The organism is Denitromonas iodatirespirans (genome assembly GCF_018524365.1).
Taxonomy (GTDB): Bacteria; Pseudomonadota; Gammaproteobacteria; order Burkholderiales; family Rhodocyclaceae; genus Nitrogeniibacter; species Nitrogeniibacter iodatirespirans.
In genome coordinates this window covers 60,495-74,165 of sequence record NZ_JAEKFT010000017.1, presented here as the reverse complement: position 1 = coordinate 74,165, position 13,671 = coordinate 60,495, and the positions used below count along the sequence as shown (strand labels likewise).

Annotated in this window: 15 protein-coding genes and 1 other RNA gene; 13 read left to right on the top strand and 3 right to left on the bottom strand. The window is 67.5% G+C overall.

Features of this window, described 5'->3' with window-relative positions:
• Positions 1–39: 39 nt before the first annotated feature.
• Positions 40–510 carry an Lrp/AsnC family transcriptional regulator gene (locus I8J34_RS15125; RefSeq protein WP_214362460.1) on the top strand — a complete coding sequence of 157 codons (471 nt, stop codon included), beginning with the start codon at positions 40–42 and terminating at the stop codon, positions 508–510.
• A gap of 56 nt (positions 511–566) precedes the next feature.
• On the opposite strand, the gene I8J34_RS15120 is transcribed toward I8J34_RS15125, so the two are convergent.
• The 3 genes from I8J34_RS15120 to I8J34_RS15110 form a co-directional block, all read right to left on the bottom strand.
• Positions 567–1,193, bottom strand: coding sequence for a BON domain-containing protein (locus tag I8J34_RS15120; protein ID WP_214362459.1), 627 nt, complete (start codon positions 1,191–1,193; stop codon positions 567–569).
• Between the two features lie 2 nt (positions 1,194–1,195).
• Positions 1,196–1,786 carry a phosphoheptose isomerase gene (locus I8J34_RS15115; protein WP_214362458.1) on the bottom strand — a complete coding sequence of 197 codons (591 nt, stop codon included), beginning with the start codon at positions 1,784–1,786 and terminating at the stop codon, positions 1,196–1,198.
• Between the two features lie 95 nt (positions 1,787–1,881).
• Positions 1,882–2,295, bottom strand: a complete 414-nt coding sequence (locus tag I8J34_RS15110) for a YraN family protein (protein WP_214362457.1) — start codon at positions 2,293–2,295, stop codon at positions 1,882–1,884.
• Here I8J34_RS15110 and rsmI point away from each other — a divergent pair.
• The 12 genes from rsmI (at position 2,294) to mraY (ending at position 13,664) form a co-directional block, all read left to right on the top strand.
• Positions 2,294–3,169, top strand: coding sequence for a 16S rRNA (cytidine(1402)-2'-O)-methyltransferase (gene rsmI / locus I8J34_RS15105; protein WP_214362456.1), 876 nt, complete (start codon positions 2,294–2,296; stop codon positions 3,167–3,169). The genes I8J34_RS15110 and rsmI overlap by 2 nt on opposite strands.
• Before the next feature lie 28 nt (positions 3,170–3,197).
• Positions 3,198–4,232 carry a dihydroorotase gene (gene pyrC / locus I8J34_RS15100; protein ID WP_214362455.1) on the top strand — a complete coding sequence of 345 codons (1,035 nt, stop codon included), beginning with the start codon at positions 3,198–3,200 and terminating at the stop codon, positions 4,230–4,232.
• A 16-nt stretch (positions 4,233–4,248) separates the two neighbouring features.
• On the top strand, positions 4,249–4,671 hold the full coding sequence (locus I8J34_RS15095) for a hypothetical protein (protein WP_214362454.1): 423 nt from the start codon (positions 4,249–4,251) through the stop codon (positions 4,669–4,671).
• Complete coding sequence (locus I8J34_RS15090; protein ID WP_214362453.1) at positions 4,668–5,531, top strand: DUF3025 domain-containing protein; 864 nt, start codon at positions 4,668–4,670, stop codon at positions 5,529–5,531. The genes I8J34_RS15095 and I8J34_RS15090 overlap by 4 nt, the downstream gene beginning before the upstream one ends.
• Positions 5,532–5,541: 10 nt before the next feature.
• An RNA gene (gene rnpB / locus I8J34_RS15085) (RNase P RNA component class A) lies at positions 5,542–5,998 on the top strand.
• 297 nt (positions 5,999–6,295) lie between these two features.
• On the top strand, positions 6,296–6,736 hold the full coding sequence (mraZ, locus tag I8J34_RS15080) for a division/cell wall cluster transcriptional repressor MraZ (protein WP_214362452.1): 441 nt from the start codon (positions 6,296–6,298) through the stop codon (positions 6,734–6,736).
• The gene (rsmH, locus tag I8J34_RS15075; RefSeq protein WP_214362451.1) at positions 6,733–7,680 is read left to right on the top strand and encodes a 16S rRNA (cytosine(1402)-N(4))-methyltransferase RsmH; all 948 of its coding nucleotides are present in this window, start codon (positions 6,733–6,735) and stop codon (positions 7,678–7,680) included. The genes mraZ and rsmH overlap by 4 nt, the downstream gene beginning before the upstream one ends.
• Positions 7,667–7,933, top strand: coding sequence for a cell division protein FtsL (ftsL, locus tag I8J34_RS15070; RefSeq protein WP_214362450.1), 267 nt, complete (start codon positions 7,667–7,669; stop codon positions 7,931–7,933). The genes rsmH and ftsL overlap by 14 nt, the downstream gene beginning before the upstream one ends.
• A complete protein-coding gene (locus tag I8J34_RS15065) occupies positions 7,930–9,681 on the top strand; it encodes a peptidoglycan D,D-transpeptidase FtsI family protein (protein ID WP_214362449.1) in 1,752 nt (583 codons plus the stop codon). The genes ftsL and I8J34_RS15065 overlap by 4 nt, the downstream gene beginning before the upstream one ends.
• Entirely contained in the window at positions 9,678–11,183 is a 1,506-nt protein-coding gene (locus I8J34_RS15060) for a UDP-N-acetylmuramoyl-L-alanyl-D-glutamate--2,6-diaminopimelate ligase (RefSeq protein WP_214362448.1), read from the top strand. The genes I8J34_RS15065 and I8J34_RS15060 overlap by 4 nt, the downstream gene beginning before the upstream one ends.
• On the top strand, positions 11,180–12,586 hold the full coding sequence (locus I8J34_RS15055) for a UDP-N-acetylmuramoyl-tripeptide--D-alanyl-D-alanine ligase (RefSeq protein ID WP_214362447.1): 1,407 nt from the start codon (positions 11,180–11,182) through the stop codon (positions 12,584–12,586). The genes I8J34_RS15060 and I8J34_RS15055 overlap by 4 nt, the downstream gene beginning before the upstream one ends.
• Positions 12,576–13,664, top strand: coding sequence for a phospho-N-acetylmuramoyl-pentapeptide-transferase (gene mraY / locus I8J34_RS15050; RefSeq protein WP_214362446.1), 1,089 nt, complete (start codon positions 12,576–12,578; stop codon positions 13,662–13,664). Before I8J34_RS15055 ends, mraY begins: the two co-directional genes overlap by 11 nt.
• Positions 13,665–13,671 lie beyond the last annotated feature (7 nt).

Genomic DNA, 13,671 nt, shown 5'->3' with positions numbered 1-13,671 from the left:
AATGTGTGTTCTTGATTTGTATCAATTTGGAGAGCATCGATGCTTGATCGCTTTGTGCGCCGCATTCTTGCCGAGCTGCAGCGCGATGCGCGCCAGTCGGTGCAGGAGCTGTCGGCACGGGTGGGGCTGTCATCGACGCCGTGCTGGCGCCGGCTCAAGGAGATCGAAAAGGCAGGGTTGATCCGCCGCCACACGGTGCTGCTCGACCGCGAAGCGATCGGCCTCAAGGAATGCCTGCTCGCGCATGTGACACTGGCGCGCCATGTGGGCACGGCGGTGGACGAGTTCGAGCGCGCGGTGCTGGCCCATCCGGAGGTGATCGAGTGCTACTCGACCACCGGCGATGCGGACTACATCCTGAAGGTGGTGGTGCCCGACATGAAGGCCTACGACAGCTTCCTGCACAAGCAGATCTTCGCCATCGCCGGCGTGGCCAATGTACGCACCGCGGTGGTGTTGCGCGAGGTGAAGTACGACACGGTGCTGCCGATCGACACCGAGAGCGCATGAGCCGCAGGCAACAAAAAACCGCCCCGGAGGGCGGTTGGGTGCGGTCGCGACGGCGCTTACTTGTCGCTGCGCAGCAGGTCGAGCCGGCGGGCGTCGGCGTCGGAAATGTATTCGAACACCCGCACCACCTTGTTGACCCCGGCCGTGGTGCGCGCCACCTGGGTGGCCGCTTCGGCTTCGGGCTGGGTGACGAGGCCCATCAGGTACACCGTGGCGTTCTCGGTCACCACCTTGATCAGATGCGCCTGCACCTGGGATGAGTCGATCATGCGCGCCTTGACCTTGGAGGTGATCAGCGCGTCGTTGCTGCGCGCGGTCAGCGAGCTGTGGCCGGCCACCTGCACGTCGTTGGTAACGCCGCGCACATTGGGCACCTGGGCGACGAGGCGCGGCAACTGCTCCTTGACGGCGGCACTGGGCGCCTCGCCGGTGAGCAGTACGTTGCGATTGTAGGAGGTGATGTTGACATGCACATGGTCGCCCAGCTTCTCCTTGATCTGGGCGGCAGCCTTCCACTCGATGGCTTCGTCTTCCACATAGGCGCCGGAGCTGCGCCGATCGGAGACCATCAACGCACCGGTGCCGACGCCAGTGGCGACCAGCGGGAAGCAGCCCTGGAGGGCGGGCACGACGCCCGCGACAAGGGCCAGCGTGAGGACGGTGCGACGCAGGGGATGACTCATTTTTATTCGACTCCTAGTAGCAAACAATCGATGCCGTCACACAGGCAGTGGAGGATCAGCAGATGAACCTCCTGGATGCGCGCGGTGCGCTCGGCCGGGACGCACAGGTGGACATCCTCGGGCCCGAGCAGTTCGGCCATGCGGCCGCCGGACTTGCCGGTGAGCGCAATGACGGTCATTTCGCGCTCATGGGCGATCTTCATCGCCTCGATCACATTGGGCGAATTGCCGCTGGTCGAAATCGCCAGCAGCACGTCGCCCGGCTGGCCCAGCGCCGCCACCTGCTTGGCGAAGATCTGGTCGTAGGCGTAGTCGTTGGCGATCGAAGTCAGCGTCGAGGTGTCGGTGGTCAGCGCGATGGCGGCCAGCGGCGGGCGCTCCATCTCGAAACGGTTGACCAGTTCGGCGGCGAAATGCTGCGCGTCGGCGGCCGAGCCGCCGTTGCCGCAGGCGAGGATCTTGCCGGTGTTCATCAGGCTGCCGGTCATCACGTCGACGGCATGGGCGATCGGGGCGGCGAGCAACTCGAGGGCCGCCCGCTTGGTGGCGATACTCTCTTCGAACTGCTCGGAAATGCGACTGACGAGATCCATCGGGAATCCGCGAAACGGTAGGCTGAAACGAGCGCCGATTCTAGCATGCGGGGCCTTCGCGGCCGGCGCGGTGGACGCGCCTCGTTACATTCTCGTCAGCTCTCGAAGGCGCCGCGGATCCACTCCAGGCGGGCGCTGTCGAGTGCGTCGAGCAAGACCACGTCGAAGCGGCAGGGGGCGTCGGCCATGCGCCCCGCCTGGCTCAGCCAGTGGCGGGCGGCGAGGATGATGCGCGCCTGCTTGCGCGCGGTGATGCTGGCCGCGGCGCCGCCGAAATCGCGACGACCGCGCAGGCGTACTTCGACGAACACCAGGGTGGCGCCGTCCCGGCACACCAGGTCCAACTCGCCGCCGCGGCAGCGGAAATTGCGCGCCAGTGTGCTCAGCCCAGCCGCCTGCAGATGCGCCTCGGCGATCCGCTCGGCCGCCTCGCCGCGGCCGGCGGCTTGCCGTTGGGGCGCACCGCGGCCGACAATGGCGGACTTGCATTGGTCGATCAGGCGCTTCATGGACATCACCGAATCACCGCTTTCCAGGACGCCGTCATTGTATGTGGTGGCCACGCCGGTGGGGAATCTGCAGGACATCACCCTGCGCGCGCTGGCCGTGCTGCGCGCGGTGGATGTGGTGGCCGCCGAAGACACCCGCCACACCAAGGGCCTGCTCAGCGCCCATGGCATCACCGCGACCTTGATGGCGGCGCACGAACACAACGAGGCGAGAGCCGCGGCGCAGATCGTCGACCGGTTGGCCGCGGGCGAGCAGGTGGCCTTCGTCTCCGATGCGGGCACGCCGGGCATTTCCGACCCCGGCGCGCGGCTGGTGGCGGCGGTGCGCGCCGCGGGCCATCCGGTGGTGCCGGTGCCGGGGCCGAGCGCGGTGGTCGCGGCGCTGTCGGTGGCCGGCTTCGTCGAAGGGGGCTTTCACTTCGTCGGCTTCCTGCCGCCCAAGTCGGGCGCGCGCCGGCACCGGCTCGAGGCCCTGCGCGAGAGCGCCGACGTGACGGTGTTCTACGAGGCGCCGCACCGGGTGCGCGAGAGCCTGCGCGACATGGCCGAGGTGCTCGGGCCGGCGCGCGAACTGGTGGTGGCGCGCGAGCTGACCAAGCGCTTCGAGGAGATCGCCCGCCTGCCGCTGGGTGAGGCGCAGGCCTGGCTGGATGCCGATGCCAACCGCGAGCGCGGCGAGTTCGTGCTGTTGGTGTCCGGCGCGCCGCCGGCCGAGGGGCTCGATGCCGAGGCCGAGCGTGTGCTGACGCTGCTGCTGGCCGAACTGCCTACCCGCACCGCCGCGAAGCTCGCGGCCGAGATCACCGGCCAGCCGAAGAATGCGCTCTATCAGCGTGCGCTGGCGATCAAATCAAACACCGAGTCGGGCCTATAATCCCGCCCGACGCAATCGAGGTTCAAGCATGCAAACACTGACCATCACCCGCCCCGACGATTGGCATCTGCATGTGCGCGACGGCGCCGCGCTGGCCGCTGTCGTGCCCGACACCGCGCGCCGCTTCGGCCGCGCCATCATCATGCCGAACCTGCGCCCGCCGGTGGTGACCACCGAGCAGGCCGCGGCCTATCGTGACCGGATTCTCGCCGCCGTGCCGGCCGGTCTCAAGTTCGATCCGCTGATGACGTTGTACCTCACAGACAATACGGCGCCCGATGAGATCGACCGCGCGCTGGCGACCGGCTTCATCCCCGCGGTGAAGCTCTATCCCGCCGGCGCCACCACCAACTCGGATGCCGGCGTGACCGCCATCGACAAGGTCCGGCCGGCGCTCGAGCGGATGGAAGCATCGGGCATGGTGCTGTGTGTTCACGGAGAGGTGACCCATGCTGACGTTGATATCTTCGATCGCGAGCGTGTCTTTATTGATCGCGTTTTGGCACCGCTGGCAAAAGACTACCCGGCGCTGCGCATCGTCTTCGAGCACATCACCACGCGCGAGGCGGCGCAGTTCGTGAGCGAGACCGGCCCTAACGTGGGGGCGACCATCACCGCGCACCACCTGCTGCTCAACCGCAACGCGATCTTCGCCGGCGGCATCAACCCGCATCACTACTGCCTGCCGGTGCTCAAGCGCGAGACCCATCGCGAGGCGCTGGTGGCGGCGGCCGTTTCCGGCAGCCCGAAGTTCTTCCTCGGCACCGATTCGGCCCCGCATGCGCGCGGCGCCAAGGAGTCGGCCTGCGGTTGCGCTGGTTGCTACACCGCGCATGCCGGTATCGAGTTGTACGCCGAAGCCTTCGAGGCGGCCGGTGCGCTCGACCGATTGGAGGGCTTTGCCAGCCATTTCGGTCCGGACTTCTACCGCCTACCGCGCAACACCGACACCCTGACGCTGACCCGCGCCGACATGCCGGTGCCGGCGCAACTCGACTACCTGCCCGACGATCCGCTGATCCCGCTGCGCGCGGGCGGCACCATCGCCTGGCAACTGGGCTGAACGCCGCCGTCACACCATGAAGCCTGACCGCCGCCTCCTGTTGTTGCCACTCCTGCTGCTCGGCCTGGCCGGCTGCGAGAACTCCGCCACCGCCTACATGATCGACGGCTCGAACCACGCGCTGATGCTGGTGCGCGAGCAGCGCTATTTCTGGTCCGACGAGATCGAGCAGGCCGTCGTCGTCTCGCGTCTGCCCGACTGCCAGCGCCGTGTCGCCATCTGGCCGGGCAATGCAGAAGGGCCGGCCATGGAGGTCTTCGAGGCCGGTTACCTGCTGTGGGCCTTGCACCAAGGCCGTCGCTGGTATCTGGCCAGCACCGACAAGTGTCTGGTGCAGGACTGGCCCGATGCGCCCGCCACGCCGCCCGGCCCGCAGGTCGGCACCTTCGTGATGCGTGACGGCACGGCGGTGTTCGAGCCTGCCGCGGCGCCGCAATGAGCGACCGGCCCGACTACCTGATCCCGGCGGCATTGGCCCGATGGCCATTGTATGCGCCGTTGGCGCCATTGCTCGAAGCCAGCGGCGAGCGCCTGCCGGGTTTGGTGGCGCTCAATCGGTTGGTCGCCGAGGCTGCGCCGGCGCTGAAGAGCCCCAGCGGCGAGGCGCTGCGCTTCGTGGCGCCCGACGGCATCGGCGCCGACTACGAGCAGGCGGTGTTCGACGGCGGGCTGGTCGCCACCCGCACGGACAACTGGCATGACTACTTCAATGCGCTGGTGTGGGCCGTCTTCCCGCGCACCAAGGCGGCGCTCAACGTGCGCCACATGCAGGAGATCGCGCTGTCCGGTGCCACACGCAGCCGCGGTCGCGGCCCCGTGCGCGACGCGCTGACGCAGTTCGATGAGTGCGGCCTGCTGGTCATCGGCACCGATGCGTCCCTGCTGGCGGCGCTGGCCGGTCACGATTGGCGCTCGGCATTCTGGGATGCCCGGGCGCGGCTCAAGGCGACGACACGCTTCCTGATGTTTGGTCATGCTTCCTATGACCAGATGCGCACGCCATTCAATGGCCTGTGCGCCAAGGCGCTGTATGTGTCGGTGCCCGAGTCGGTGCTGCACATGCCGCTGACCGGACAACTGGCCTGGGCCGACGCCTGGCTGGCGACCGAGGTGGCCGAGCGCGGCCTGCTGAGCGCCACGCGCGATCTGTCGGCGCTGCCCCTGCTGGGCATTCCCGGCGTGGTGCGCGAAAACGCGGTGGCCGATTTCTATCACGATGCCTCCCACTTCCGGCCGCTTGGCGATCGTGCGCCGGCTGCCGTGATCTCCTGCCCGGAAGCGGCGGCCCTCGCGCTATAATCCGCGCCGGGAAGTTCGCCAGGCAGTCGCGACACGCGCGAGCGTATCGAGGAAAGTCCGGGCCACACAGAGCAGGATGCCGGCTAACGGCCGGGCGCCATACGCCGAAAGGCCAAAGCGACGGAAAGTATCGCCCGAAGGGGCGATCATCGCGTGATCTGTGATCTGCGCCGCTTGCGGTGGGGAAACCCGAGCAGACGCGCGATGGCAACAGAAAACAAACCGCCGACGGCCGCAGATGTCGGGTCAGGGTGAAACGGTGGGGTAAGAGCCCACCGCGGACGTGGTGACACGGACGGCACGGCAAACCCCATCCGGGGCAAGGCCAAATAGGGGAGCATTGGCGTGGCTCGCGTCGCTCCCGGGTAGGCTGCTAGAGCGGCACGGTAACGTGTCGCCGAGAGGAATGACTGCCCGGCGCCCGCAAGGGCGTTTGACAGAACCCGGCTTATCGGCGGACTTCCCACTTCCCGCCACTCGAAGAGCGATCCCGTGTGATTTCTCCCACACCGCCCCACCATCGGGCCGCGGTGGCGCCGGCTCTCGCGTGAAATCTCGATTTCATTCCCGTTGTCATTGATTTATCTGGAAAAACGCTGTTGAGCACGTTTTGCCGCGTGCTCGGTAAGTGGTTGTGTCCATTAACAAAACCCCCGATTTGTGCGCTTGACCCCCCTTGTCCTTTGCACTAGAGTGGGTTCAAGTGCACAATTGTGGGAGAGAGTGCACAAATCCTCTCTTCCGAACCGTCCCAGGGGGGTGTGATGTTCCAAGGCGCAGCAGCGCTCAGTCTCGATGCGAAGGGTCGCCTGGCGATCCCTGCGCGGCATCGTGACGCGCTGACGGCGGCCGGCGAACTGGTGCTGACGGCACACCCCCATCGCTGCTTGCTGATCTATCCGGTCGATGCATGGCAGCCGATTCGCGACAAGGTGCTCGCCGGCTCCAGCCTGGAGCCGCGTTCGGCCATGCTCAAGCGTCTGCTGGTCGGTTTCGCGCGTGAAGAGCGGCTGGACGCGGCGGGTCGCGTGCTGGTGGCGCCAGAGCTGCGGCAGTTCGGCGAGCTGGAGAAATCGGTGTGGCTGGTCGGGCAGGGCTCGCACTTCGAGCTGTGGTCCGATGCCGGCTGGCAGAAGCAACAGGAGCTCATGTTCGGCATGGGCACCGATCTGCTGCCGCCGGGCCTGGAAGATCTGGCGCTATGAGCAACGCTGCCCACCATGTCAGCGTCCTCCTCTCCGAAGCGATCGATGCCCTGAATGTCCGTCCCGACGGTTGCTATGTCGACGGCACTTTCGGCCGGGGTGGGCACAGCCGCGCCGTGCTCGAGCGTTTGGGGTCAGGCGGGCGGCTGGTGGCCTTCGATCGTGATCCGAAGGCGATCGCGGCCGGTGCGGCGATCGACGACTCCCGTTTCCTGTTGATTCATGCGCCGTTCAGCGAGATGGCGCAGTCGCTCGATGCGGCAGGCGTCGGTCGGGTCGATGGGGTGTTGCTGGATCTGGGCGTGTCGTCGCCGCAACTCGACGAAGCCGAGCGTGGCATGAGTTTCCGCTTCGATGCGCCTCTGGACATGCGCATGGATACGAGCCGCGGTGAAACCGTGGCCCAGTGGCTGGCCCGGGCGGAGGTCGGCGAAATTACCGAGGTGGTGAAGGACTATGGGGAAGAACGGTTTGCTCATGCGATTGCAAAGGCGATTGTTGCTGCTCGGGCAGGGGGGGCTGTTGCAACCACTGGACAACTTGCCGCACTCGTGGAAAAAGCGGTCCGCACGCGCGAGCCGGGGCAACATCCAGCGACGCGCACCTTCCAGGCTCTTCGGATTTTCATCAACGCGGAGCTTGAGGAGCTGTCGCTAGTCCTGCCGCAATGCGTCGATCGGCTGACGACCGGTGGGCGGCTGGTGGTGATCAGCTTCCACTCGCTCGAAGATCGCATCGTCAAGCGCTTCATGCGCGACGCCTCGGTGCCGCCGCGCCTGCCGCGCGGTCTGCCGGTGCGCGAGGCCGACCGCCCGGCGCCGAAGCTGCGCCTGGTGGGCAAGGCGGTGAAGGCCGGCGAGGCGGAAGTGCGCGCCAACCCGCGCGCGCGCAGCGCCGTGATGCGTGTCGCCGAACGGACGGAGGCTGGCCATGCTGCGGGTTGATGCCCTGTTGGTGATCGTGGTGGTGGCCAGCGCCCTGGGCGTGGTGGCCGCGCAGCATCAGGCGCGCAAGCTGCATACCGACCTGGAGCGCGATCAGGCGCGCATGCGCCAGCTGGAAGTGGAGTGGGGGCAGTTGCAACTGGAACAAAGCACCTGGGCGGCGCATGTGCGCATCGAAAAGATCGCCCGAGAGCGCTTGCGGATGCAACCACCGGGTGCCGACCGGATCCTGATTGTCGAGGGGTCGCCATGAGCAAGCGAAGCGTCACCTTCAATCACAATCCGCTTCTTGCGAAAGGGCTGCCGGTCTGGCGGCCCCGTGTCGTTTTGCTGGCCCTGCTGTGCGGCTCCTTTGCATTGGTGGCGCGGGCCGCCTATCTGCAGGGGGTCAATGACGAATTCCTGCAGGCCAAGGGCGAGTCGCGCTACGCGCGGGTGATCGAGATCCCGGCCACCCGCGGCAAGATCACCGATCGCCACGGTACGGTGCTGGCGGCGAGCACGCCGGTGAAGTCGATCTGGGCGATTCCGGGCGATGCCAAGCTGACGCCGGCCGAGGTGCGCAAGCTGGCCGGTCTGCTCGACATGGATGCACGCGACCTGAGCCATCGTCTGGGCAAGGACGGGGACTTCGTCTATCTGAAGCGCCAGGTGCCGCCCGAGGTGGCCGAGCGTGTGGCCGAGATGAAACTGGCCGGCATCCACGAGCAGCGCGAATACCGCCGCTACTACCCCGGTGCCGAAGTGATGTCGCATCTGCTCGGCTTCACCGGGGTGGACGATCACGGCCAGGAGGGCGTGGAGCTGGCCTTCGACCGCCAGCTGACCGGCAAGCCGGGGTCGCGCCGGGTGATCAAGGATCGCCGCGGTCGCATCGTCGAAGATGTGGAGTCGATCCGCACCCCGCAGGAAGGGCAGGATATCGCCCTGTCGGTGGACGCCAAGATCCAGTACCTCGCCTATGCGGCGCTGCAGTCGGCCATGGACACCTACCGCGCCAAGGCCGGCGGTGTGGTGGTGCTCGATGCGCGCAGCGGCGAAGTGCTGGCCATGGTCAATGCGCCGTCCTACAACCCCAATAATCGTGAGTCGCTCAGTGGCGCCCAGCTGCGCAACCGTGCGCTGACCGACACCTTCGAGCCGGGCTCGGTCGTCAAGCCGATCATTGCCGCGATGGCGCTCGAGAGCGGCAAGTTCCGCTTCGACACCGTCATCGATACCGGCAACGGCCGCATGGCGCTGGCCAATGCGACGATTTCCGATACCAAGCCGCACGGTCGCCTGACCGTGGCCGAGGTGATCCAGAAGTCGTCGAACATCGGCGCGGTGCGCATGGCCATGAGCTTCGAGCCGCAGCAGATGTGGCGGGTCTATGACGAGATGGGCTTCGGTTCGGCAGTCGGTCTCGGTTTTCCTGGCGAGGCGTCGGGGCGCTTGCGTGCCGCCAATCAATGGCGGCCGATCGAGCAGGCGACCATGGCCTATGGCTACGGTCTGTCGGCCAGCCTGATGCAAGTGGCGCGCTCCTATCTGGTGTTTGCCCGCGATGGCGAGATGATCCCGGTCACGCTGACCCGCGCCGATGCGCCGCCGCCGGCCGGCCGTCGCGTGTTCTCGGCGCAGACCGTGCGCGAGACGCGGGCCATGATGGAAATGGTGACGCAGGCTGGCGGCACGGCGGTGCATGGCCAGGTGCCGGGTTACCGGGTGGCCGGCAAGACCGGTACCTCGCACAAGCTCGAAGGCGCCAACTACACCAGCAAATACATTGCCTCCTTCGTCGGCCTGGCGCCGGTGAGCGATCCGCGCCTGGTGGTGGCGGTGATGATCGACGAGCCGAGCGGCAAGCAGTACTACGGCGGTCAGGTGGCTGGGCCGGTGTTTGCCCGCGTGATGGGCGGTGCGCTGCGCGCACTGTCGATTCCGCCCGATGCGCCGGTGACGCCGATGCAAGTGGCGCGCGGCAAGGAAGAGCCGACCGCCGCACGGGGGCGCATGTGAGCCGCAAAGACGCCCTCCAACTCCTCGATGCCCTGAAGGCGGCCGGCGTGGCCGTCACCGGGGTGAGTGCCGACTCGCGCGCCGTGGCGCCGGGCGATGTGTTCCTCGCGCATCCGGGCCTGAAGGCCGACGGGCGCAACTATATCGCTCAGGCCGTCGCCGACGGTGCCGCGGCGGTGATCTACGAAGCCGCGGACGATTTCACCCCGCCGGCCGTCGCCGTGCCGATGCTGCCGGCGACCGGGCTGCGCGCGTTGGCCGGCTACCTGGCCGATGCGGTGTATGGCTCGCCCTCGGCGCAGTTGTGGGTGGCCGGCGTGACCGGCACCAACGGCAAGACCACCGTCAGCCAGTGGCTGGCGCGCGCGCTGACGCTGCACGGCACGCGTTGCGGCGTGATCGGCACGCTCGGCAGTGGCTTCCCCGACAAACTGGCCGAAGGCCTGCACACCACGCCCGAGGCGGTGGCGGTCCATCGCACCCTGGCCTGGCTGCGGGGCGAAGGTGCTCGCGCGGTGGCCATGGAGGTGTCCTCCATCGGCTTGCACCAGGGGCGCGTGGCCGGGGTGCGTTTCGATGTGGCGATCTTCACCAACCTCACGCGTGATCATCTCGACTACCACGGTGACATGCAGTCCTATGCCGAGGCCAAGGCCGATTTGTTCCGCATGGAGATCGACCACGCGGTGATCAACCTCGACGATCCGTTCGGCGTGGAACTGATGCGGCGCCAAGTGGCCAAAGGCGCATCGGTCATCGGCTACACCCTGGTGGCGCAGAACGCGGCCCAGGGGCCGGAGGGGCGTGTGCTGTTGGCCGAGCAGGTGCGCGCCACGGCGGCCGGCATCCGCTTCGACGCCCGTTGGCAAGGCGAGTGCGTGCCGGTCAGCGTGCCGCTGGTGGCCGATTTCAACGTCTCCAACATCCTGGCCGTGATCGGCGCCTTGCTCGCTCATGGTGCCCGCCTCGACGAAGCGGTGCAGGCCTGCCTGCGCCTGCGCCCGCCGCCAGGGCGCATGCAGATGCTCGGCGGGGTCGGCGAGCCGCTGGTGCTGGTCGACTACGCCCATACCCCGGATGCCCTGGAAAAGGTGCTGGTCGCCGCGCGGCAAAGCGCTGCAGCGCGGGGTGGTCGCCTCGTCTGCGTGTTTGGTTGTGGCGGTGATCGCGACACCGGCAAGCGCCCGCTGATGGGGCGTGTCGCCACCGATCTGGCCGATGTGGTGTGGGTCACCAGCGACAACCCGCGCAGCGAAGATCCCGAGCAGATTCTCGACCAGATCGCGGTGGCGCAGAGCGCGACGGCGCATCGCGTTACCGACCGGGTGCGGGCGATTGCCGAGGCGGTGGTCAGCGCCGGTGCCGACGATGTGGTGGTCATCGCGGGCAAGGGCCACGAGCCGTATCAGGAAATTCAGGGCGTGCGCCATCCCTTTTCGGATGAAGCGCATGCCCGGGCTGCGCTGGCGCAGTGGGCAGCCAGCCATGGAGCGCGCACATGATCGATTTGCAGACCATCGCCCAGGCCCTCGGCGCGCACGCGACCGGCCAGGCAAGCATTGACGCGGTCCTGAGCGACTCGCGCACGCTCGTGCCGGGGTGCCTCTTCGTCGCCCTGCGCGGCGAGCGCTTCGACGGGCATGACTATCTGGACGCCGCCCGCCAGGCCGGCGCCGCGGCGGCGATGGTGGATCGGGCCTATGCCGACGCCCATCCCGACGGTGGCGATCTGCCCTGGCTGGTGGTTAACGACACCCGGCAGGGCCTGGGTGCGCTGGCCGCCTGGTGGCGTCGCCGCTTCGACATCCCGGTGATCGGCGTGACCGGCAGCAACGGCAAGACCACCGTCAAGGAAATGTGCGCGGCGATCGCCGGTGCCATGGTCGCGCGCAAGGGCTTGTTGCCCGACGCCTCGGTGCTGGCCACGGCGGGCAATTTCAACAACGACATCGGCATGCCGCTGACCTTGCTGCGCCTGCGCCCCGAGCACTGTGTCGCGATAATCGAGATGGGCATGAACCATCCCGGTGAAATCGGCTATCTGTCCTCGCTGGCGGCGCCGACCGTGGCGGTCATCAGCAACGCCTTGCGCGCCCATCTGGCCGGCCTGGGCGATCTGGATGCCGTGGCGCGCGAGAAAGGGGCCATCTACGGCGGGCTGATCGACGGCGGCGTCGCCGTGATCAATGCCGACGACGCCTTCGCCCCGTATTGGCAAGGGATCAACCGCGATCGCCAGAGGCTGAGCTTCGGCCTCGGCCCCACCGCAGAGGTGCGCGCCGACTGCGAACTGCATGGGCTGGGCGTGCGCATGTGCCTGCACCATGACGGCGCGACCACCTGCTTCCCGCTGCAGGTGCCGGGGCTGCACAACGCGCGCAACGCCTGCGCCGCCGCGGCTGCCTGTCTGGCCGCCGGCATGACGCTCGATGACGTCGCCGCCGGGCTATCCAGCTACCGCGGCACGCGTGGGCGCCTGACCCAGCGCGCCGGCCTCAACGGCGCCACGGTGCTCGACGACACCTACAACGCCAACCCCGATTCGGCGCGTGTCGCCATCGACGTGTTGGCCGCTACGCCGGGGCGCAAGGTGATGGTGCTCGGCGACATGGGCGAACTGGGCGAGGCCAGTGCGCAGATGCATGACGAGGTCGGCGGCTATGCCAAGAGCCAGGGCATCGACCATCTGCTGGCGCTGGGGCAGGCCAGCGTGGTGGCGGCGCGCAACTTCGGCGCTGGCGGCGAACACTTCGAGCGCATCGAGGACCTGATCGAGACGCTGAAAAAACTGATGGACGAGGACACCGTGGTGCTGGTGAAAGGATCGCGCTTCATGCGCATGGAGCGGGTGGCCAACGCGGTGACCGCCGATTCGAACGGCTCGGAGGACGGCCATGCTGCTTGAGTTTGCCCTGTGGCTCGGTCAGGACGTGCGCACCTTCAACGTGTTCGGCTATATCACGCTGCGCACGGTGCTGGCGGCACTGACCGCGCTGGCGATCTCCTTCATCTTCGGCCCGGCGGTGATCCGCTGGCTGGCCGCCAAGAAGATCGGCCAGGCGGTGCGCGACGACGGCCCCAAGTCGCACCTGACCAAGGCCGGCACGCCGACCATGGGCGGTGCGCTGATCCTCATCGCCATCGGCATCACCACCTTGCTGTGGGGCGATCTGCGCAACCTCTATGTGTGGGTGACGCTGCTTGTCACGCTGGGCTTCGGCGCCGTGGGCTGGGTCGATGACTGGCGCAAGGTGGTGCATCGCGATCCGAAAGGGCTGGCCAGTCGCTGGAAGTACTTGTGGACCTCGGTGATCGCCCTGGCCGGCGCGCTGCTCCTCGGCCTCACGGCCAGCGACCCGGCGCAGACCACGCTGATCGTGCCCTTCTTCAAGGACGTGGCCTATCCGCTGGGCTTCGGCGGCTTCGTGCTGCTGTCCTACTTCGTGATCACCGGCACCAGCCATGCGGTGAACCTGACCGACGGTCTCGACGGTCTGGCGATCATGCCGACCGTGATGGTGGCCGGCGCGCTGGCCATCTTCGCCTACGTGGCGGGCCATGCCGGCTTCTCCAAATACCTGGGCGTGCCCTACATCGCCGGTGCCGGCGAGCTGGCGGTGTTCTGCGGTGCCATCGCCGGGGCGGGGCTGGGCTTCCTGTGGTTCAACGCCTACCCGGCCGAAGTGTTCATGGGCGATGTCGGCGCGCTGGCGCTCGGCGCGGCGCTGGGCACCGTGGCCGTCGTGGTGCGCCAGGAAATCGTGCTTTTCATCATGGGCGGCCTGTTCGTCGCCGAAACCCTGTCGGTGATGTTGCAGGTCATCTACTTCAAGGCGACCGGCGGCAAGCGCATCTTCCGCATGGCGCCGCTGCATCACCACTACGAACTGGGTGGCTGGAAGGAAACGCAGGTGGTGGTCCGCTTCTGGATCATCACCATCATGCTGGTGCTGTTCGGGCTGTCGACGCTGAAGCTGCGCTGAGGAAAGA